Origin of the sequence: Paenibacillus puldeungensis, from assembly GCF_042678945.1 — a bacterium.
In the GTDB taxonomy this organism is placed as follows: domain Bacteria; phylum Bacillota; class Bacilli; order Paenibacillales; family Paenibacillaceae; genus Fontibacillus; species Fontibacillus puldeungensis.
This window is the reverse complement of sequence record NZ_JBHTLM010000004.1, coordinates 292,834-312,719: the sequence shown is the minus strand read 5'-3', so window position 1 is coordinate 312,719 and position 19,886 is coordinate 292,834. Positions and strand designations below refer to the sequence as shown.

Here is a 19,886-nt window from a genome sequence, read left to right as displayed (position 1 = left end):
GAGCAGTCTATATGGTTGATTGCAATTAATCGGTGCCTGCGTAGGAATGTAGGCCGGCAATAATCAGGTTAACCCCTACTAATGTAAACATGACAACCAAAAAACCTAAAACGGCGAGCCAGGAAGCTTTACGCCCCTGAAAGCCTCGCGATAAACGAAGGTGTAAGTACGCACTGTAGAACAGCCAAGTGATCAGCGCCCACACTTCCTTCGGATCCCAACCCCAGAACCGCCCCCAGGCCTGCTGTGCCCATATCATGGCAAACACCAGTGCCCCCAGCGTGAAGATAGGAAAACCGATCGCAATCGATCGATAGCTGATTTCGTCCAATACGTCCGGAGAGGCTCCGCGTAAGGCCGGAGCAATCACCTGACCCAGTGGCTTGCGGATGATAAGTCTAAGCAGCAAATAAAGCACTGTACCCGTTAGTATAGCCCAAATAACGGTATTCAGTTTACGCCCCGCATTGGCTCCCTTCATCCATGATGGTGCCTCGAACAAAGGTTTTTTCATCCCGAGGAACGACTGCATACGTTCGGGCTCGCTTTGATGCGGTGCCACAATAGGCGGAAGTTTATAAACTTCTTTCGTTACTATTGTACTATTTTGTTGTACTTGGCTGTCAATCCTTGTCTGATTTTGTATAAAAACCGCTTCATATCCGGAAGCTCGGAAAGAGAAAACGGAAACAATAAAGCCCAATACTATAATAATAGAAAAAAGCGTAAATTCAAGCCACCATTTTTGCCGACGTGATATTTTGTCCGATCCACGGAAATCTATCGTACGTAATAAGTACATTAGACCTGCGATAAAACCGACCGCAAAAAAAGATTCGCCAGTCGCCGCAAGAGTTACGTGAATATAAAGCCAAATCGAACGTAGCGAAGGAATCAGCGGTTGAACGTCCTGCGGAAATACCGCTGCATAGGCCATGATGATGATCGCTAGCGGGAGCGTGAACATCCCGATTAATATTTTTCGATACATTAAGAAAACGACCGTAAAAGCTATCATGATCATCATCGATAAAAATGTCATGAACTCATACATGTTACTGACGGGAACATGCCCACTATAAGCCCAGCGTGTACCGCAGTATATTAAATGCGAGATTAAGCCGAGTGAGGATGCAGCAAAAGAAATACGCCCCCACTTTGCTTCATGCCGCTCAGGATCATGATTTCGCCACGTTTTTCCGGTAACGGCAATAACATAAAAAATAAAAGCAGCACAGTACAGAAAAAATGCACACATAAAGCCTATTCGGCTAATTTCCAAAAAGTTCATGGATGTTCTCCCCCGTTTTCCAAAGACTTCTCATCCGCTTCCACGCCCATCGCTTGCAAGAACGAGGAAACCTCCCGCCGCATCCCAAACCAATTTTTCGTCGTGTGCCCGCCAAGAGTAAGCACCCCACCGTCAATGCGAAGCCAGATCCTGCGATGCTGCCAATAGAACCCGATGATTAAACCCAGCATTACAATTGAAAGTCCAAACCATACGAAAGGCATCGCTCGGTCAATGCGGATATTCAGATAACTTGACGCGCTAATGAAATCCACATCCTTCATGCCAGAGACATCCAGTTCCAGTTTATTTTGCAAACCGCCCAGCTTCTCGTTGATCGCATCCTGCTGAAAACGGGCTTTGTCGATCTGTTTTGGAAAATAAATATACGGTGCGCCCTCAGCCGGTAGATCCGGTCCTTTCACTCTAAAGAGAAAAGCCGGCGCGTTTGGCTCTCCCGATTTTGAAATCGGCTGACCTTGTTCATCCAAGGAAAAATCCATATATTTGCTAGTTAATTCAAGCGTATATGGGCCAAGTTTGAATTCACGTTGCGGGTTCTTCATATCCAGCTTGAACTTGCCATACGACTTTCCTGTTTTCTTGTCCACCAACATAGGCTGAACCGACCGGAGCTTCGGTGTTAAGTTGAAATCAAACTGATATGCCTTGAGTCCTTTGTAGCTTAAAGGATCGTTAACCTGAATTGGATGGCGCATGACTTCCTTCAGCTTCGGCTCCTTGCTAGGATCATCGCAATTAGCCGTGCATTCATATAGTACTGCTTTCGTCTCGAACAACTTCGGAACGACCTTGCCGGTCCCTTTGAAGTCATTGGACATTTCCGCATCACTGTAATATTCGACCGTAAATTTTTCGTTTTTCAAAAATAAATTAGTATCAGGAATCCTCGTAATTTCGCCTTCAGGAAACCAATAATGTTTGTCCAAATGCAAGCCCGGAAGCCCGCGGAATAGCACTGCCAGTAAAAAGATGATCAGTCCGATATGAATCACGTAAGGGCCCCAGCGGCTGAATCGCTGCTTCTCGGCAAGGAGCGAGCTGCCTTCTGTATATACCCGGTAATGTTTCCTGCGAAGCGGCTCCACGGCCCGCTGTACCCAAGCCTCGGCATCCTCACCAACGCTGCCTTGATAAACGATTCTCTGACGGGTTAGGAATGAGGGATGCTTACGTACTTTTTGCTTTGAAAGCGCTTTGTATAATGGCAGCACTCTATCCAGGCTGCAGATGACGAGCGAGGCTCCGATCATTACCAGCAGCAGAATGAACCACCAGGATTCATAGGTATGTGATAGCCCCAGCTTATAATAAATATCGCCAATCGTTCCGTACTTCTCTTTGTAATAAGTAGAAGGATCAAAATTGATGAAGTTGCTCTCTTGTTCAAAAATAGTACCGAATATTGCCCCAATCAGTGTAAAAATGATGAGGTAGATGGCTACCTTCACCGAAGAAAAAAAGTTCCATACACGGTCAATGACATTCGGATTAGCCCGCTGTGAGCGCCGAGCCGCTCCGTCGTACCTCATTTCCAGCAATTCGCCGGGATTGCTGCTCTCATACAATGGTTTCCCGCAAGCTTCGCACAGTACGGTTCCTACTCGGTTCTGGTGTCCACATTCACATTTTGTATTTTCAATCATACTCGGCTCCTCCCCCCCTTCAAGGATTCACCAGCTGCCTGATTTGTTCATCCAGCGTTTCCAGGTTCAGCTCGCCCTCATGGATCGAGGAAATTTTACCTTTCTTATCAACGAAAAATGTTGTCGGCATCGGCACTACTCCGTAATCACGGACCGCTTTATTGTCCGTATCGAACAGAATTGGGAAATCTGCTCCAGTCTGTTTCGTAAAATTCTGTACCGTCATTTCATCTTCACCGGTGTTAATTCCTAGGATAACGACGCCTTGATCTTGCCATTTCTTCCACTGGGCTTGAAGAGCCGGCATCTCCTTAACGCAATAGGTACACCATGTAGCCCAGAAATTGATAACGAGTGCCTTACCTTTATATTCATCTAGTGTATGTACTTTGCTGTCCAGTCCAAGCAGCTTGATTGCAGGAGGTTTGTCGCCTACGATCGGTTTCCCCCCGTCACTGCCAAATACGACAGAGCCGATGGCATATCCGCCAAGGACGACGATTAAAGCTAAAATGACGATTTGAATCGGCCGTCTCGCTTTACCCATATACCATTCCCCTTCAGTGAAATTTGTCATAATTATTGAACAAATCGTGAACATCCTATGAACATTATATCGAATATTGCTATGATTTCAGCTAGGGGAAATATGAATATTGTGTGACAGGCAAAAAGGGCGGTGAAAAAGAGGTGACTTCGAGAAAAGTTTGGGCTTCCGCTTTTTAGCTCCAATTTTCTCTTCGTTACCTTGATCACCGCCCTTTTGGTGCTGTGTGGTGGGCAGTAAAAAAAGGCAACTCCGAGAAAAGTTTGGGCTTTCGCTTCTTAGCTCCAATTTTCTCTTCGTTACCTTGTTTACCGCCCTCTTTTAGCGTTTGGAGGATGGGGTGGAGATTGTACGGGCTTGTTTGTACAGACCTTCGATTTCTTCTTTCGTAAGATGGCGGTAAAGGCCCCGTTTCAAGTTACCGAGATACAGGTCTCCGAATGATATTCTTTTTAGCTTGGTCACCGGATGCGAAATAGCTTCGAACATTCTTCGCACCTGGCGGTTTCTTCCTTCATGGATCGTTATCGAGATGGTGGCGAATTTTCCTTCAGGATCAATGTCCTGGTACTCCACCTCGGCTGGATAGGTCATGCCATCTTCCAGCATAATTCCCTGCTTGAGCTTGTCCAGCTCTGTACCATGCGGCACGCCCTTTACAGTTGCGTGGTAGGTTTTCGGTACATGATGCTTCGGATGCGTCAGCAAATGGGCAAATTCGCCGTCATTGGTTAGCAGGAGCAAACCTTCCGTATCATAATCAAGCCGGCCTACCGGATAAACCCGCTCCGATACACCCTTTAAATAGTCGGTGACGATTTTTCTTCCTTGGGGATCCGAAGCGCTCGTAATAACCCCTTTCGGTTTGTTAAAAACGAGATACAGCTTCTTCTCCGCGCCGATTCTTTTCCCGTCGACGGTAATTACATCCACGGCCGGATCCGCTTTGGTACCCAAGGTCGTTACGGTTTCTCCGTTAACCTGAACCTTGCCGTTCAGGATCAATTCTTCACATTTCCGGCGAGAAGCGACACCTGCTCCGGCCAAAATCTTTTGCAATCTTTCCATATTCGATTAGTCACCTCATACTCATGATACCCATAGGACCTTAAAATCACAATAGCGGTGGTAAGATTGAAAATTAGCAATTAGCTGAATAGTAGCAAGCATACTGCAATCGCCGCCACAAAGCCGACAATGTCGGAGAACAAACCGACCTTCAGTGCGTAACGCCCATTTCGAATCCCAACGGCCCCAAAATAGACCGTGAGAACATAAAGCGTAGTGTCGGTGCTGCCCTGAATGGTAGAAGCGATCCTTCCAATCATTGAATCCGGGCCATACGCTTTAATTAATTCGGTAGTAAAGGCTAAGGAGCCTGTGCCGGTCAAAGGCCTTAAAATGCCCAGAGGAAGCACCTCAGCAGGAACGTTCAGCCTCTCTAGAAGTGGAGCAACCCATCCGACAAAAAAATCAAGGGCACCGGATGCCCGAAATACGCTGATCGCCACCATCATACCGACGAGGTGAGGAATAATTCCAATCGCGGTGGAAAACCCGTCCTTTGCCCCATCGACGAAAGTGTCATAAACCGGGACTTTTTTAAAATAGGCATAAAGGGGTATAAATGCAATCATCACAGGAATGGCCCAGGTCGAGACAACATTAATCCAATCCAGCAAGGCCACTCACCTCTTTGACGGCGACAATATAGGCTGTGTTGGACGAGGAGGTTTACGGCTCATGCTACGCCCGCGGTACCACCTGTCTGCCATAATTGCCGCCATTGTTGCAATCGCCGTGGCCAGCAGTGTAGAGCCTACAATTTCTGCCGGATTTGCAGAATGAAAATTGATGCGAATCGCTATTAAGGTCGTCGGAATCAGCGTAATGCTCGCTGTATTAAGAGCAAGCAGTGTACACATCGCTGGGGAGGCGCTCTCTTTGTCGGGATTAAGCTCCTGGAGTTCCTGCATGGCTCGAATGCCCATCGGAGTAGCCGCATTGCCCAATCCCAGCAAATTGGCGCTCATATTCGATAGTATGTAACCCATTGCTGGGTGATTTTTCGGTACATCTGGAAACAAATACGATACGAGGGGGCCAAGCAGCTTGGAAATCGCTTTGACCAACCCCGAATCTTCAGCCAACCGCATAATTCCAAGCCAGAATACTAGAACACTGATTAATCCGAAGCATACTGTTACGCCTGTCGCAGCCCCGTCAAAAGCCGCCTGCGTTACCGTACCAATTTCCCCCTTGGCTGCCGAGAACATAAATCCAATTAACAACAAAGCAAGCCATATTTTATTGACCATAACATCTCCCTCCCCTTCCCTCTCCATCCGCACGGGTGGTGGCATTTTTAATTGGAAAACAGCATCGTTTTGATGATTTTGCCGAATGAGCCCCCCCACTCTTCAGGAAAAATGATCCGTTTGCCATTCCTTAAGCCTGAGCCCAGACTTAAACTCTTCTCTCCAATCTGACCTGACCAGGTTTCATCGGTCTGATGGGGAGAAGGCCTGCTCCCCTCCTCGTAGACAGGAACCGTGCCGATCTCTTTTCCATTTAAAGTAATAACAATCTTTCCACAGTAGCCGAATGATGCCACAGTTGCTCTGTTTAGCTTCAGCCTTCTCTCCAGCTTACTCTCCTCACCCTTCGCTAAGGGAAAGCTGAAACCCGCCCCGGTAACGAGACCGTTTTGAATAGCCTGACCGTCAGTAATAATGTTGTTTAGCGGATATTGTGCGAATCCGAAATCAAGTAAATTTCGGTGATCATTCCAATCATCGCCATCATTAAGTGTTACAACAGCGAGCTGCTGTCCGCCACGCGTCGCAGAACTAACTAAGCAGCGTTTAGCGATTTTCGTATATCCGGTTTTGACCCCGTCCGCTCCTTCATAAAAGCGAAGCATTTTATTTTTGTTTAGCCATTTATAATCCCAAGGGTCGTTCGGGTTAGGGGCTCTTTTGCTGTTCGTGCGAACGATCTCCTTAAAATGTGGATTCTTTAAAGCATAAGCGGTTAGCTTGGCCATATCGTTGGCTGACGAATAATGACCTTTATCATCCAGCCCATGCGGATTTTGAAAATGGGAATACTTTAGCCCCAGCATTTTCGCTTTTTCATTCATCAGATAAACGAAGCCCTCTTCAGAGCCTCCTACATGCTCCGCAATAGCGGTGGCTGCATCATTACCCGATCGTAGCATTAAGCCGTATAACATGTTCTCAAGGCTCATCTCTTCACCAAGCTGTAGATACAAGGAGGAGCCTTCTTTGGCATACGCATTACGCCCTACCGTAACCATATCCTCCAATTTTCCGTGTTCAATGGCAACGATGGCAGTCATAATTTTGGTCAAACTGGCGATGGGTAACTGCTCGTCCCCTCGATAGCTATACAATATACGTCCAGAAGTCACGTCGATTAATGCGGCAGCCTGGGCGTGAATCAAAGGGGGCGTGGGGGCCGGCGCTGCAAACGTGGCTTGTACCCCAACAGTTTGAAGTATGAACGCTAGGATGGTCACACGAGCTCCCCAGCTTAAAGTTGAGCGTAAGTTCCGAGCTTTTGTTATTCTCATAGTTGGTTTCCTCCGGTTAAATGTAGCAAGCTACTTGTACACTATATGCGTCGTTCTGTTAGGTTATGTCCAAGCTCTTTTGCCAAAAAAAGATCCTTCCCGGGTTCCCGGAAAGGATCGAACGGTCGGTTTACGCAAACGGATGAACGTTGTGATTGGGATTGGGGTTAGTTTGCTGTGCTACGTTCTGAGCCGATTGAGTAGCCACCATCGTTGCATTCGTAACATTGTTGTTGTTCGGGAACATGGACTGGATTTTGTCGATGAGGTTCGGTACGGTATCAATGATTTTCTCTACCAAATGGGTTTGATTATCCAGCGGCACAATGTGCACGCCCGTTTTTCCTACGACAAGAAAGGCAATCGGATTGATGGAAACACCGCCGCCGCTACCACCCCCAAAAGGTCTGGCTTTTCCTCCCTCGGTGTGCTTTTCGTGATTACCTTCAATGTTAAAATCACTACCACCGGCTGCAAAACCAAAACCCACGCGGCTAATCGGCAAAATTACACTGCCTTCCGACGTTTCGACCGGCTCACCGACTATGGTGTTTACATCAACCATATCCTTGATATTCTCCATTGCCGTTTGCATTAATCCTTGAATAGGATGGTCCACCATTTCTTCACTCCTCCCTTCACTTTTAACACGCGAACTATAAGTACCAGTCCAGCATATATAGCATATCCGCACCGAATTTCGGCTATGCAGCGGATTTCCGTGGAAAATAACGGCTTGCCCCCAAATTCAGGAACGACAAACAGCTTGGGGCGTTTAGTCAGACGTATATACCCGGTCAACCAGCCGACTAAAGTGGCTTTGACTCCCCAAAGCGCTCCGGTAAGCGTTGCCGTATGGGCAGCATCGTCCAGCCCAACATTTGTAGACCATTCGAGTTCCCGGAATGTCAAGCGGCGGAGGGTACGGTGCAGCCACCTCTTAAAGCCCTTGGTCGCCGCCAGCATAATCCGAAATTCATCAATCCATGTATTGACCTTGTCCTTATCTATGGATTGCTGTTGACTCGACGTATGCCCTTTGAGCACATTATCGCTTCGATCCTGCTCAAACAGCAGACCTTCTTTCCAGTTTCTCATGAGAATGGAAGGCACCTGATAATGGATAGAGACGAAGCCGTACAGCATCTTCACATCGATCAGTATGGTATCGTCCCGGTTATTTTTTAAAATAGTCAATTGTAGAGTAATTTTAGACAGCAAAATCAAGGCTACTATAAGCAGCAGCAGGATCAGGATGCCTCCGAGCCAAATCCACACGGGAAAGCCCTCCATACCTATCAGATAAAATTCTTATTGTAGTATGGCTTTTGCGGAAGGATAAAATTCGCTAAGACGGTTTTATTGTAAAAAAATAACCTCCGGCTTCCACAAAGAAAGTACGGAGGTATTTCGTTAAGCTTGTTTTTCTATTTTATTCTTCAATAGGAGGTTCCGGTCCTTCACTGTCGACATCGTCAAAAGTAAGCTGCTGCTCCTCCAGCTTTTGAAACAGCAGGTGGGTTTCTTCCTCCAGCTGATCCGCATTTTCAAATTCGGCCAGATCTGGCAAGTCCTTAAGGCTAGCTAACCCAAAATAATCGAGAAACGCCTTCGTCGTTCCATATAGAATCGGACGTCCAATCGCTTCCGCCCGTCCTACTTCCTCGATTAAGTCTTTGTTAACAAGCGTATGGATAGCCCGCTCCGACTTGACCCCTCTGATCTCCTCGATCTCAACCCGTGTAATCGGCTGCCGATATGCAACAATTGAAAGGGCTTCAAGCGCTGCCTGAGACAAGGAGGAACGGGATGGAGAATAGGCCAGCCGCTCGAAATAAGGGGCGTGCTCCGGTAATGTGGCTAGCTGATAGTTCCCGGCGATCTGGACTACCTGCAGCCCCCTTTTGGCCCGCTCAAAGGACGACTTCATATCAAGCAGCGCATCCGAAATCACTTCAGGCCGCTGCTCCGTCACCTCCGCAAGCTGTTTCAGGCTTAACCCCTCTTCCCCTGCCAGAAACAGCAATCCCTCAATAATCGATTTCAAGTCCTGAAAATTCATCAGCCTTTCCTTCCCCTCTCCATTCCATCACAATATCATCAAACAATTGGTTCTGATAGCAGACGATTTGTTTCATCTTCATGAGTTCCAATATAGCTAGAAAAGTTACAACGATCTCGTGCCGGTACATGTCCTTATGCAGAAGCTTTGAAAAAAGTAAGCGTCCCCCTCTTCCCGTGTGCTCAAACGCTGCTACAACTTCTTTGATCCGGTCTTTAACCGAAATTTCATCACGGTGAATTCTCGCTACAGTATTACGCTTTACAGCTCTCCTAAGCGCCTTTTGAAAAATGGTGATCAAATCGGCAGCGTGCAAGCCTTTTACCGGGTTCTCCTGTACATCAGGCAAAAAAGGACTTAAATCCTCCGGCTCCTTCGAGAAAATCAGGCTTCGTTCCCACTCACGTTCATGTAAATGCTCCGCAATTCCTTTATATTTACGATATTCGATCAGCTTACGGATCAGCTCATCGCGCGGATCTTCCTCATCCTCCAGCAAATAATCAAAATCGTCCTCAAATTCAATAACGGGCGGTTTGGGCAGTAACAGCTTACTCTTCATAGACAGCAAAGTCGCCGCCATTACAAGAAACTCGCTGGTAACCTCCAGCTCAAGTTCCTGCATGTCGTGCAAATATTCGAGGTACTGATCGGTAATTTCGCTGATTGAAATATCCTTGATGTCTATCTCTGCCTTATCGATCAAGTGCAATAGCAAATCCAGCGGGCCCTCGAAAGTTTCCAGCTTGTACAATACAGTCGTCAATGAACATCCTCCACCCGTAACCAAACATATGTAACAATTTTAACGTAAAAATGAAAAAAGTAGTACCCCCGAGAAGCGAGGATACTACATTTAATAAGCACTATTTTAACTGTTTCGTCAAGTTCGCCATTTCAATGGCTGCCATCGCAGCATCCCAGCCTTTATTGCCTGCTTTAGTGCCCGCACGCTCAATAGCCTGTTCGATATTCTCTGTTGTCACGACACCGAATATTGTTGGTACACCGGTTTTCAACCCAACCGCGGCCACGCCTTTCGCAACTTCGTTACATACGTAATCATAATGGGTGGTTGAACCGCGAATCACAGTGCCAAGGGTGATGACTGCGTCGTATTTCCCACTTTCCGCCAACTTCTGAGCTGCGAATGGGATTTCGAACGCGCCCGGAACCCAAGCAACATTGACCTCCTCATCTTTTGCACCATGCCGCTTGAGAGCGTCGAGTGCGCCCGAAAGCAGTTTGCTTGTAATGAATTCGTTAAAACGACCTACCACGATCGCATATTTTAAACCTTCCGATACTAAATGCCCTTCAAATACGTTTGCCATTGATCATCTTACCCCTTTGTATTGGATTGTTATCAAAAATGTCTACATATATATCATAAAAGCAGCTTAGCTATGGGCCGATTCATCTTGCTCCAAATCATCAAACCGGAGCAAATGGCCCAGCTTGGCTTGCTTCGTATGCAGATACTTGGAATTGTCCTCGTTTTCTCGGATTTGAATCGGAACGCGCTCAACGACTTCCAGGCCATATCCTTCTAGCCCTTTGATTTTGCGCGGATTGTTAGTCATCAGGCGAATTTTACGAACGCCCAAATCCTTCAATATTTGCGCTCCGATACCATAATCGCGAAGGTCTGCCGGAAATCCTAGCTTAAGATTCGCGTCAACCGTATCGAAGCCCTGCTCCTGCAGTTTATAAGCCTTCAATTTATTTATGAGCCCGATGCCTCGTCCTTCCTGACGCATATACAGCAGAACACCGTTTCCCGCTTCCTCAATCTGCCGGAGCGCAGCTTCAAACTGCGGACCGCAGTCACAGCGGTGTGAATGGAATACATCACCGGTAAGACATTCGGAATGAACACGAACCAGCACCGGTTCCTCGCCGTTGATTTCACCTTTGACCAAAGCAACGTTTTCTTTGGAATCGACGTCATTGGTATAAGCGATTGCCCGGAATTCGCCGTAATCGGTCGGCATACGTACTTCGACCTCACGGTTAACAAGCTTTTCCTTCTCATTTCGGTAATGGATAAGGTCTTTGACGCTGATCAATTTAAGATCGTAAGTCTTTGCAACTTCCACCAAATCTGGCAATCTGGCCATTGTGCCATCTTCTTTAATCACTTCACAGATGACCCCGGCTGGGTAGGCACCGCACATCCGGGCCAGATCAACCGCAGCTTCGGTATGTCCTGCACGGCGAAGCACTCCACCTTTTTTGGCGATCAGCGGGAACATATGGCCAGGGCGGCGAAAATCCGAAGGCTTGGCATTCGGATCCATAATTCCTTTAACGGTCAACGAACGCTCGTAAGCAGAAATTCCCGTAGTCGTATCTTTATGGTCAATCGAAACCGTAAATGCGGTCCCGTGGTTATCTGTGTTTTGCGCAACCATCGGCTGCAGCTCCAGTTCTTCAGCTCGCTCAGCTGTAATCGGCAAGCAGACCAGGCCACGCGCGTGCGTGATCATGAAATTAATGACTTCCGGTGTGGCCTTCTCCGCAAGGGCAACAAAATCTCCTTCATTCTCCCGATCTTCATCATCAACGACGATAATTACTTTTCCTCGCATCAAATCGTAAACTGCATCTTCAATCCGGTCGAGTTTAAACTCGCTCATGTTGTATCCCCTCCTATAGTTCTTTTACACAAAACCGTTTGCGGCAAGGAACGACATATCAAGACCCTGCTTATTTCCCTGGGCTTCGGCTTCCTGTTCGGTAGTTTCCCTTCCGTGTCTCAGCAAATGGTCCACATACTTGCCAAGTATATCGCACTCCAGGTTAACCGTATCTCCACCCCGCTTAAAGGCCAGCACCGTCTGCGCCAGCGTATGCGGAATGATCGATATCGTAAATTTTCCGTTAGCTGCGTTAACCACTGTAAGGCTGATGCCATCAACAGTTATCGAGCCTTTAGGGATGATGTATTTAAACAAGGATGGATTAGCCGGAGCCACTTCGAACACGACCGCGTTTTGGTCTTTCGTCATACCCATAATCGTGCCGACCCCGTCCACATGTCCCTGAACGATGTGGCCCCCAAACCGTCCACCCGCGGCCATGGCCCGCTCCAGGTTTACACGGCTACCCGGCTTCAATTCCTTGAGGTTCGTATTGCGGTATGTCTGCGGCATGACGTCAACCGTAAAAGAGGAAGCGTCATAGGAAGTAGCTGTGAGGCATACACCATTAACGGCGATGCTATCACCGATCTTTATGCCGTCAATAATATGGCTGGCTGATATCCCCAGCAGCATGGCTTCGCCTTTACGTCCAATCGATTTCATCGTGCCGATTTCCTCAACAAGTCCGGTAAACATGGTTCACTCCTCCTTTGCCTATTATTTATCTCCGCTCCAAACCGGAATCCCCCGGATACAGATATTATCTCCGATTTGCTCGACTTCCATTTCCCGCAAGGAAATGGCGTCCTGCATTAGGTCGTAGCCATCGAAGACGAAGCTGCTTGGTGCGTTAACTCCGCCGATCAGCTTCGGCGCAAAGAATAGCACTACTTCATCGACAAGCTTGCCTTGCAGCAGCGAACCATTAATATGACCACCACCCTCTACAAGAACGGAAGATATTCCTTGCTGACCAAGCTGCTTCAACGCAAGCTGCAGATCCACCTGAGCATTATCACCACAATAAATGAGCTGGATGCCGTGTTCAGTAAGGTAAGCCGCTTTGTTCTGATCGGCTTGCTCTGTCGTCAAAATCACTGTTTTTGCCAGGTTATCGTTCAACACCTTAGCTGTCGTTGGAATGCGAAGCTTAGAATCGACGATCAGTCTAATAGGAGAAAGTCCCGGTACAGACAGTCTTGTCGTTAGCTGGGGATCGTCCGCTATGATCGTGGATACGCCAACCATTATCGCCTGGTGACGGTGCCGAAGCGTATGCACGAGTTCGCGTGAGCCTTCATTAGATATCCATTTGCTATCCCCTGTTTTTGAAGCGATTTTACCGTCCAAAGTGCTTGCCGTTTTAATTGTTACATAGGGAAGACCGGTAGAAATAAACTTAATGAACTTACGGTTCAGCTTTATGGCCCGTTCTCGTAGCACGCCAGCCTTTACTTCGATGCCGCTGTTTTGCAGCATGGCAATTCCTCGGCCAGCAACCTGAGGATTGGGATCCTCACAGGCTACTACAACCCGTTTTACTTTCTCTTGGATTAAACGTTCGGCACAGGGAGGAGTCAGACCATAGTGGCTGCACGGTTCGAGGGATACATAAACTGTACTCCCTTCCGCATTTGACCCGGCCATATTAAGTGCATGGACCTCGGCATGCGGCGTCCCTCGCTGTAGATGCGTTCCAAGTCCGACGAGCACCCCATCCTTAACGACGACGGCGCCCACGACTGGATTTACCCCGGTCTGACCTAAAGCCCGCTCAGCCATATCCAGCGCGAGTCCCATGTAATACTCGTCATCGATCACATTCATTTGTTCTCACCTCCGCGTACTTAATTATCCGAAAAAAATAAATAACCCTGCCGCATTTGAATCCGGCAGGGTGTTATGAGAGCTGTTATACGCATATGGAAAAGAGCTGACGACGATAGCAATTAAGGCTCGTCAATAATGACGATACCGTGAGCCGCCGTTTTCCAAGCCTCCACATTCAAGTAACATTGTGAAATGTGGAACTTGAAAAGTTAACCTCTTTTAGTTTCTACACACTCGTTTTGATCCGATATGTGCTCCGCGTCTTCCTTCTCCCATCCAGACTATACTGTCGGTCCCGGAATCTCACCGGCTCAGCCATATGTAGACAACCTTAAATTCCACATACGGGTCACGGACTTGTGCTACCTGGGGGATACTGTGCCAAAAACGACTCAAGCCCAAGAAGCCATTACCGTCGGTAGGGAATTACACCCTGCCCCGAAGGATTGTAGCATATTTTATTCGTTTCCTATGACTATCTTTATTGATCCCATAGGCTCTGGGGTAATGTTACCACCACAAAATAAAAAATGCAAGGACTCTCGCTCAAACCTCTATTCCAAAAACTTAAAATAAGTGTGGTATCTCTGATCTTGGATTTGATACAGCGGAACAAAGCATATGCCGTCTAGGGAAAAATTCAAATCCCCATCCAATTTTTTCATTCGCTGCACGAATTGTTCCTCGCTGTATGGCCAAGTAATGAAATCCTGCCTCTCATCGATAGCTGCCAGAACGTAAGGCCCGTAAAAAACGCTATTAATTTGAGAATCATCCGGAGTGCTTATCAATCTTAAAGAATAAGGAATGATTAGTTCTACCTTATCGCGATCCCATACTTTTTGAATTTGAAGATATCCGTCCACATGGTTGGGGGTGATCTGGACATCATTTAACTTTACTGTGATAGAACGTTCTACCCACTCGGGAATTCTGAAGAGGATGTTTAATTCTTTCCCGCCATCAATAAAAAACTGCACTGTTTCGGAGAATTCCCCTCTATATCTTTTTTGGGATACGGTTATCTCTCGCTCTTTCCACAGTAAAGTAGACGGAATGTACAGGTTGACAAACAAGTTATCTCGGCCATGGAAATAAATGCTATCCTGGTATTTGAAATGGTTTTCCAGACCGGTTCCGTGACAACAAGTATTCTCATGGGTATCGAATTTCTTGCATGAACCCGGGGCTAGAGGCATGAAATAAGTGCTCCCCCCCTCCACCTTCTTACTGTTTTCCGTAGCCAGGATGTGATTATAAACGGTTCTTTCATAATAGTCCATGTATTCCTTTTTAGGTTCAAAACAGTATAATTCTTTTGTCAGCTTTAACATATTGTAGCTGGCGCAAGTTTCTGCGGTTTTATCAGTTAAATAAGCATCAATCTTGCCGGACTCCCTGAACATTTCCGTTTCTCCAACGCCGCCGATTTGATAAGCATGGTCTTCTGTAACCATATGCCAAAAGTTTTGAGCGACTGCATAATAGGATGGCTCCCCTTCGGCCTCAAATAGTTTCAAAGCGCCGATAATTTGCGGAATATGTTGATTGGCATGCATGTCACCGAGAGTGTCCATATTTTCCTTCATAGGAAATAATAATTTCTGATTATCAAAGTATTTTGCGGTTTCCAAGTAATTTTGGTTGTCCGTTATAAGGTACAGATCCGTTAAAAGCTCGTTCAGACCGCCAAATTCTCCCGCAATGTACAAAGACCACATTTTCTGTTGCTGCTCTTTGGAGAGCCTGCTTAACCGGTGGTGGACCCAATCCCCTAGCCGGATGCAAATCTCCAAGGCACTTTCATTCCCGGCCATGGTGTAGCAATCCAACAGACCTGCCATAATCTTATGCAACGTATAATAAGGAGCCCAAATCGTCGGGTACGTGGTGAACTGTTCCAATAAATCGAATTGTTCCTCCGAGTAGGCGCTTAGAAACCCAGGATGAAAGCCGGGCAACCGGGACATTACGTTTTGACATTGGCCTAATTCGTTAATCATATAATCTATTTTATTTTTTATGGCCGAATGTCCCCCTGTTGCATTATAAGCAAGTGCTAAAGCGGATAGATAATGCCCTGTCGTATGCCCTTTTAGGTTGCATTCCGGAGCGTCCCAGCCAGTCATAGGCTTTGCGCCCCTGACATCCAAATTGGCGGCTGCCCTAAAATTGTAGAGCATTTGATCATCATCCACAGATAACAGATACTGCAATGAACGATTCATCGCCGCTCCAAATTCGGTATCCGCCTCAAGCAATACGCTTTGTCCGCCAAAAGCATGTACTTTTTTGGCATGCGGGATCATTTTCTCAGCTTCATGCACCACTTCAACTTTCGCTTCAGCTTTCCAGCCAGTATCTTCTACATCGCCTTTGATAATAAATACGCCCGTTTTCTCATAACTTTCTCTTTCGATCGGCTCCCAAGATACATTTTTTACCGTCCGGCTTCCGGTATCGTTTTTGACTACAACGACTACCGGCAATTCCGGCTTTAATCCTGCTTGCGTTCGGATCTGGACAGGATATACTTTAACGATCTCAGCTTTATACTCTTCCTCCAGCACTGTGACATCAAAGGTTCTCTGTATGGTTTCCCCTTCAAATGTTACGGTTGCCACCAAGGGAACGATTCTGTTTCCAACGCCATGAGACGGTCTTGTAACCTTGCCTCCATGGCTTAAAAAGAGAATTTCTTTAGATTCCCAAACAATCGATGAGCCATTCTTTCCCACGGAAGGCAGTTGTAGATCCGTATCCACAGTATGCAAATTGCCAATATAAATGCCGTCGCAGTCAAGTTCCGCCATCTCCAGCCGTCGCGTCTTTACATCTTTCCCATCCATATTCGTACATCCTCTCTTATCTTAAGCTTCTTTTAAATTTCCAATTTTGTCTTTTACCCAGTTCTTTCCTTCAACAATTCGCGAAATGACCATACATATAGCCGGGTCACCCGTTACGTTTACCATCGTGCAGAAAGGATCTGTAATCGTGCCCATAATCACAAGAATCGGAACCGCTTCCATAGGAAATCCAAAAGCAGTACAGATAAACATCTCTCCAATAAATCCTCTGCTTGGGATCGTACCCACAATAATTCCACTGATCAAAGCAACGATAATCGCCGTAGCTATATCGGCCGGCCCCATCGTCATGTTAAAAATACCGAACAAAAACACGATCTTTATGATTTGTACAGCGACAACCCCGTTTTTATGAACGCTTGCCCCAAGCGGAATAATGATATCGCTAATTTCATCGGGGATTCCCATATCCTTGGCAGCCAGCCGATTGACTGGGATGCAAGCCGTACTGCTGCAGGTTCCCATGGCAGTCGTCAGCGACAGCCAAATATTTTTCCAGAACCGCTTCAATCCAGTTGTGCCTCCGCCGTAATAAGAAGCTATCACCGAAAATAAAACGAAAAACAAGATACAGAAAACGGAGTAAATGATCGAAGCTCGGGCCACGGACCAAACTACCTGATTACCTACTTTTCCGATTAATGTAGCGAAATAACAGGCAATACCGATGGGAGCGTAGTACATGATAATAGATACGACTTTGTTCAATACTGCGGATAAGCTGTTTAACAGTTTGACAACAGGCTCTCCCATCTCCCCGATCGAGCTTACGGATATCCCGAATAAGATGGCGAAAACAATTAGTGCCATCATATTTTTTAATGAGAGCAATTCTACGAAATCGGAAACTGTAAACAATCTGACAAAATCCAAAGAGCTGCCTGCAACTTGCGCCGCTTTCCCTAAAGTGACCTGCGAATGCAGGGCCGGATTAAAAATGAGGCCGCTGATCAGCGCCAATACAGCAGTAATTAAGCCCGTAATAACAATCACCATAAAAAAGATGCCCAGGATTTTTCCTAATTTCTTCAAATTGGTCATGCTGGCGATCGAGCTGGCAATCGACACAAAAACTAGCGGAACGATAATACAAAACACCAGATTCAGAAATATATCCGCAAAGGGCTGCAATACGGATGAGCGTTCGCCAAGAATTGTACCGGTAATCCCGCCTACCAACACGCCTGCCAACAAAATAATTGAAAACTTGTAATTTTTTAAAACATTCAGCATTGTTGTTCTCACCTCATGAAGTTGTTTGTGTTAGATTAATGCGCTTTCAAACTTTTCTATCGTCGACGAAATAAAAAGTTTATAAACTAAGTATGGGAGGAAGGGTCGATTTTTTAAATTATTAAAATTAGCAAAAAATATATCATTATTAACTTGTAAAATATGATATTATGAGCATTTCTTATTCTTCCCTATACTCGGCAGGAACTGGAATTGACTTTTATCATTGATTTCTTGCCATTTGCCATGGTATTTATAATAAAACAAAATGAACATAGGAGTTTTGGAATGTTATATATCAATTTCAGTTGCCCTCCACTGCCGCACTTTATTGTTGGAGGTATTTCACTCTTTCGGAAAGGCGATATTCATGAACGTCGCATTCTAAACAATACCTTTGACTTAATCTTCGTATTTACTGGCACACTTTATCTTGAGGAAAATGGGCAGAAATATGTAGTGAAGCCCGGGCAATTTTTAATTCTGTACCGGACAATCTGCATAAAGGATACAAATCATGTACAGATGACACTACATTTTCCTGGATACATTTTTACACGACAGGCAGTTTTTCTTATTCGGAAAGTCCGATTTCCCATGTACCCACCAAGATGAACAAACACAAATATTATAAAAAAGATACCTTTTATATTTCGCTGCCTCAGTACGGGGTGATCGATAAGAGCTTTCACGATGTCCTAAAAAGCCATATGGACGATATCTCTCAAGTCAAAATCGATAAGTATCACAATGAAAAACGGTTCTACTCTTCCACCATTTCGCAAATACAATATCAACAGTTGTTTCTTAAAATACTGACTATTTTTTGCGTCAATGAACGTTCGGATGAAAAAGACGTCGCGGCGGAAATTTATGATCTTTTTACTTTAAATTATCAGCAAAATTTTGCCTTAAGCGATTTGGCTGCACAGTACGCCTTTCATCCCGCGCATATTATCCGATGTGTAAAAAATAAATACGGTATGAGCCCGTTGCAACTGCTTTTATCAATTCGCCTCAATAAAGCGAAGCAACTATTGGCTGATCGCGATAAAACAGTGAACTGGATTGCGGCTTCCGTTGGTTTTTCCGATACGTCCTACTTTTGCAAACAATTCAAAAAGGCAACCGGAGTGAGCCCATTGGAGTATAGAAAAATCACTTCTCAAACGGGCCAGTTCTCCAGTGAATAAATGATGCCGAACAAGGTAATCTTAATCTCGATATCAATCACAAAATTTCTGCCCAGGAGGAATTGAACGTGGCAAAACCAGACGATCGCTCCGATAATGTCGACAAACTGCAAAGAAGCATTCAAAATACGATCGAGAACTTCCGTGAAGGACAAGATTACTTAAGCGAGCACGCCGATGAAATTTCCGGCGAGGAGAAAGAGCAAATCGAGGAGAAAAACAAAAAGCGATTGCATGCCATCGAGGGCTTCCGGGAAGAAGTTAAGGATGAGGCTGCACATCAACGAAAAAAATGAAAAAGGGTGTTCGATTGACCGGCCGTTTAAGCCGGCTATCGAACACCTTTTTCAATAGAGCTTATTGATCTTGATCTAACTTAAGCTTCGTTCCAAACAGAAACTTCTTTCATTTTGTCCCCAGGGCGGATTTGATCTACATATTCCATGCCGGAAGTAACCTTACCGAACACGGTATGTACCCCGTCAAGGTGCGGCTGTGGTTCATATACGATAAAGAATTGGCTGCCGCCTGTGTCTTTACCGGCATGGGCCATCGAAAGAACCCCACGCTCGTGCTTCGTTGTATTTGTTGCGGTTTCGCATTTGATCGTATAACCAGGTCCACCCGTGCCATTGCCAATGGGACAACCCCCTTGTGCTACGAATCCTGGGATCACGCGGTGAAACGTAAGTCCGTTATAAAAGCCGGTATTAGCCAGCTTCTCGAAATTAGCTACCGTACCAGGCGCTTCCTCCGGTAGAAACTGAATTTCTACCTCTCCGCCTTTTTCCAAAACGATTTTACCTTTTTTCATATTTAGGTCACTTCCTTCTTCTTTTTCTAAGGCTCATTGGGGTTTCCCCCTTATTTTCTAAGACAACCTATTCCAGTGTACTAAAAAAACGCGCCGTGGGCAAAAAAACAGGACTCCACCCGAAATTTTTCTTCGTTTA

At 46.0% G+C, this 19,886-nt stretch carries 20 protein-coding genes and 1 riboswitch; of the genes, 2 read left to right on the top strand and 18 right to left on the bottom strand.

Annotated elements, in window-relative coordinates:
- Positions 1-25 precede the first annotated feature (25 nt).
- The 17 genes from ccsB to ACFQ3W_RS08295 form a co-directional block, all read right to left on the bottom strand.
- Entirely contained in the window at positions 26-1,291 is a 1,266-nt protein-coding gene (ccsB, locus tag ACFQ3W_RS08375; protein ID WP_379318537.1) for a c-type cytochrome biogenesis protein CcsB, read from the bottom strand.
- Complete coding sequence (resB, locus tag ACFQ3W_RS08370) at positions 1,288-2,958, bottom strand: cytochrome c biogenesis protein ResB (RefSeq protein ID WP_379318535.1); 1,671 nt, start codon at positions 2,956-2,958, stop codon at positions 1,288-1,290. Before resB ends, ccsB begins: the two co-directional genes overlap by 4 nt.
- A 19-nt stretch (positions 2,959-2,977) precedes the next feature.
- Positions 2,978-3,505 (bottom strand): redoxin domain-containing protein, encoded by a 528-nt coding sequence (locus ACFQ3W_RS08365; RefSeq protein ID WP_379318533.1) that lies wholly within the window; start codon positions 3,503-3,505, stop codon positions 2,978-2,980.
- A gap of 321 nt (positions 3,506-3,826) precedes the next feature.
- Positions 3,827-4,573 (bottom strand): pseudouridine synthase, encoded by a 747-nt coding sequence (locus ACFQ3W_RS08360; protein WP_379318531.1) that lies wholly within the window; start codon positions 4,571-4,573, stop codon positions 3,827-3,829.
- Between the two features lie 80 nt (positions 4,574-4,653).
- Entirely contained in the window at positions 4,654-5,187 is a 534-nt protein-coding gene (locus tag ACFQ3W_RS08355; protein WP_379318529.1) for a spore maturation protein, read from the bottom strand.
- Between the two features lie 6 nt (positions 5,188-5,193).
- Entirely contained in the window at positions 5,194-5,823 is a 630-nt protein-coding gene (locus tag ACFQ3W_RS08350) for a nucleoside recognition domain-containing protein (RefSeq protein WP_379318527.1), read from the bottom strand.
- 47 nt (positions 5,824-5,870) lie between these two features.
- Entirely contained in the window at positions 5,871-7,100 is a 1,230-nt protein-coding gene (locus tag ACFQ3W_RS08345; protein ID WP_379318525.1) for a D-alanyl-D-alanine carboxypeptidase family protein, read from the bottom strand.
- 130 nt (positions 7,101-7,230) lie between these two features.
- Positions 7,231-7,722 (bottom strand): GerW family sporulation protein, encoded by a 492-nt coding sequence (ytfJ, locus tag ACFQ3W_RS08340; protein WP_379318523.1) that lies wholly within the window; start codon positions 7,720-7,722, stop codon positions 7,231-7,233.
- A complete protein-coding gene (locus ACFQ3W_RS08335; RefSeq protein WP_379318521.1) occupies positions 7,695-8,378 on the bottom strand; it encodes a DUF2953 domain-containing protein in 684 nt (227 codons plus the stop codon). The genes ytfJ and ACFQ3W_RS08335 overlap by 28 nt, the downstream gene beginning before the upstream one ends.
- Positions 8,379-8,532: 154 nt before the next feature.
- Positions 8,533-9,162, bottom strand: a complete 630-nt coding sequence (gene scpB / locus ACFQ3W_RS08330; protein WP_379318519.1) for an SMC-Scp complex subunit ScpB — start codon at positions 9,160-9,162, stop codon at positions 8,533-8,535.
- Positions 9,131-9,928: a segregation and condensation protein A gene (locus tag ACFQ3W_RS08325; RefSeq protein ID WP_379318517.1), complete on the bottom strand. Its 798-nt coding sequence runs from the start codon at positions 9,926-9,928 to the stop codon at positions 9,131-9,133. The genes scpB and ACFQ3W_RS08325 overlap by 32 nt, the downstream gene beginning before the upstream one ends.
- A 100-nt stretch (positions 9,929-10,028) precedes the next feature.
- Complete coding sequence (ribH, locus tag ACFQ3W_RS08320) at positions 10,029-10,496, bottom strand: 6,7-dimethyl-8-ribityllumazine synthase (RefSeq protein WP_379318515.1); 468 nt, start codon at positions 10,494-10,496, stop codon at positions 10,029-10,031.
- A 66-nt stretch (positions 10,497-10,562) separates the two neighbouring features.
- Positions 10,563-11,801: a bifunctional 3,4-dihydroxy-2-butanone-4-phosphate synthase/GTP cyclohydrolase II gene (locus ACFQ3W_RS08315; protein WP_379318512.1), complete on the bottom strand. Its 1,239-nt coding sequence runs from the start codon at positions 11,799-11,801 to the stop codon at positions 10,563-10,565.
- Between the two features lie 24 nt (positions 11,802-11,825).
- Positions 11,826-12,503, bottom strand: coding sequence for a riboflavin synthase (gene ribE / locus ACFQ3W_RS08310; protein ID WP_379318510.1), 678 nt, complete (start codon positions 12,501-12,503; stop codon positions 11,826-11,828).
- A 21-nt stretch (positions 12,504-12,524) separates the two neighbouring features.
- A complete protein-coding gene (ribD, locus tag ACFQ3W_RS08305) occupies positions 12,525-13,634 on the bottom strand; it encodes a bifunctional diaminohydroxyphosphoribosylaminopyrimidine deaminase/5-amino-6-(5-phosphoribosylamino)uracil reductase RibD (protein ID WP_379318508.1) in 1,110 nt (369 codons plus the stop codon).
- Positions 13,635-13,897: 263 nt separating this feature from the next.
- Positions 13,898-14,087: riboswitch (FMN riboswitch) on the bottom strand.
- Between the two features lie 104 nt (positions 14,088-14,191).
- Positions 14,192-16,486: a beta-L-arabinofuranosidase domain-containing protein gene (locus tag ACFQ3W_RS08300; RefSeq protein ID WP_379318506.1), complete on the bottom strand. Its 2,295-nt coding sequence runs from the start codon at positions 16,484-16,486 to the stop codon at positions 14,192-14,194.
- Positions 16,487-16,507: 21 nt separating this feature from the next.
- Positions 16,508-17,740: a dicarboxylate/amino acid:cation symporter gene (locus tag ACFQ3W_RS08295; RefSeq protein ID WP_379318504.1), complete on the bottom strand. Its 1,233-nt coding sequence runs from the start codon at positions 17,738-17,740 to the stop codon at positions 16,508-16,510.
- A gap of 710 nt (positions 17,741-18,450) precedes the next feature.
- Here ACFQ3W_RS08295 and ACFQ3W_RS08290 point away from each other — a divergent pair.
- Both ACFQ3W_RS08290 and tlp read left to right on the top strand, forming a co-directional pair.
- Positions 18,451-18,933 (top strand): helix-turn-helix domain-containing protein, encoded by a 483-nt coding sequence (locus ACFQ3W_RS08290; RefSeq protein WP_379318502.1) that lies wholly within the window; start codon positions 18,451-18,453, stop codon positions 18,931-18,933.
- A gap of 68 nt (positions 18,934-19,001) precedes the next feature.
- Positions 19,002-19,229, top strand: a complete 228-nt coding sequence (tlp, locus tag ACFQ3W_RS08285) for a small acid-soluble spore protein Tlp (RefSeq protein ID WP_379318499.1) — start codon at positions 19,002-19,004, stop codon at positions 19,227-19,229.
- A gap of 80 nt (positions 19,230-19,309) precedes the next feature.
- On the opposite strand, the gene ACFQ3W_RS08280 is transcribed toward tlp, so the two are convergent.
- Positions 19,310-19,747, bottom strand: a complete 438-nt coding sequence (locus ACFQ3W_RS08280) for a peptidylprolyl isomerase (RefSeq protein WP_379318497.1) — start codon at positions 19,745-19,747, stop codon at positions 19,310-19,312.
- Between the last annotated feature and the right edge of the window lie 139 nt (positions 19,748-19,886).

What these genes read in the sequence shown, in the direction of transcription:
- scpB (WP_379318519.1), bottom strand. Translation starts at nt 9,162, where the DNA reads ATGAATTTTCAGGACTTGAAATCGATTATTGAGGGATTGCTGTTTCTG.
- ribH (WP_379318515.1), bottom strand. Translation starts at nt 10,496, where the DNA reads ATGGCAAACGTATTTGAAGGGCATTTAGTATCGGAAGGTTTAAAATAT.
- ACFQ3W_RS08350 (WP_379318527.1), bottom strand. Translation starts at nt 5,823, where the DNA reads ATGGTCAATAAAATATGGCTTGCTTTGTTGTTAATTGGATTTATGTTC.
- ytfJ (WP_379318523.1), bottom strand. Translation starts at nt 7,722, where the DNA reads ATGGTGGACCATCCTATTCAAGGATTAATGCAAACGGCAATGGAGAAT.
- ACFQ3W_RS08295 (WP_379318504.1), bottom strand. Translation starts at nt 17,740, where the DNA reads ATGCTGAATGTTTTAAAAAATTACAAGTTTTCAATTATTTTGTTGGCA.
- resB (WP_379318535.1), bottom strand. Translation starts at nt 2,958, where the DNA reads ATGATTGAAAATACAAAATGTGAATGTGGACACCAGAACCGAGTAGGA.
- ACFQ3W_RS08300 (WP_379318506.1), bottom strand. Translation starts at nt 16,486, where the DNA reads ATGGATGGGAAAGATGTAAAGACGCGACGGCTGGAGATGGCGGAACTT.
- ACFQ3W_RS08360 (WP_379318531.1), bottom strand. Translation starts at nt 4,573, where the DNA reads ATGGAAAGATTGCAAAAGATTTTGGCCGGAGCAGGTGTCGCTTCTCGC.
- ccsB (WP_379318537.1), bottom strand. Translation starts at nt 1,291, where the DNA reads ATGAACTTTTTGGAAATTAGCCGAATAGGCTTTATGTGTGCATTTTTT.
- ACFQ3W_RS08280 (WP_379318497.1), bottom strand. Translation starts at nt 19,747, where the DNA reads ATGAAAAAAGGTAAAATCGTTTTGGAAAAAGGCGGAGAGGTAGAAATT.
- ribE (WP_379318510.1), bottom strand. Translation starts at nt 12,503, where the DNA reads ATGTTTACCGGACTTGTTGAGGAAATCGGCACGATGAAATCGATTGGA.
- ribD (WP_379318508.1), bottom strand. Translation starts at nt 13,634, where the DNA reads ATGAATGTGATCGATGACGAGTATTACATGGGACTCGCGCTGGATATG.
- ACFQ3W_RS08315 (WP_379318512.1), bottom strand. Translation starts at nt 11,801, where the DNA reads ATGAGCGAGTTTAAACTCGACCGGATTGAAGATGCAGTTTACGATTTG.
- ACFQ3W_RS08290 (WP_379318502.1), top strand. Translation starts at nt 18,451, where the DNA reads ATGGACGATATCTCTCAAGTCAAAATCGATAAGTATCACAATGAAAAA.
- ACFQ3W_RS08345 (WP_379318525.1), bottom strand. Translation starts at nt 7,100, where the DNA reads ATGAGAATAACAAAAGCTCGGAACTTACGCTCAACTTTAAGCTGGGGA.
- ACFQ3W_RS08365 (WP_379318533.1), bottom strand. Translation starts at nt 3,505, where the DNA reads ATGGGTAAAGCGAGACGGCCGATTCAAATCGTCATTTTAGCTTTAATC.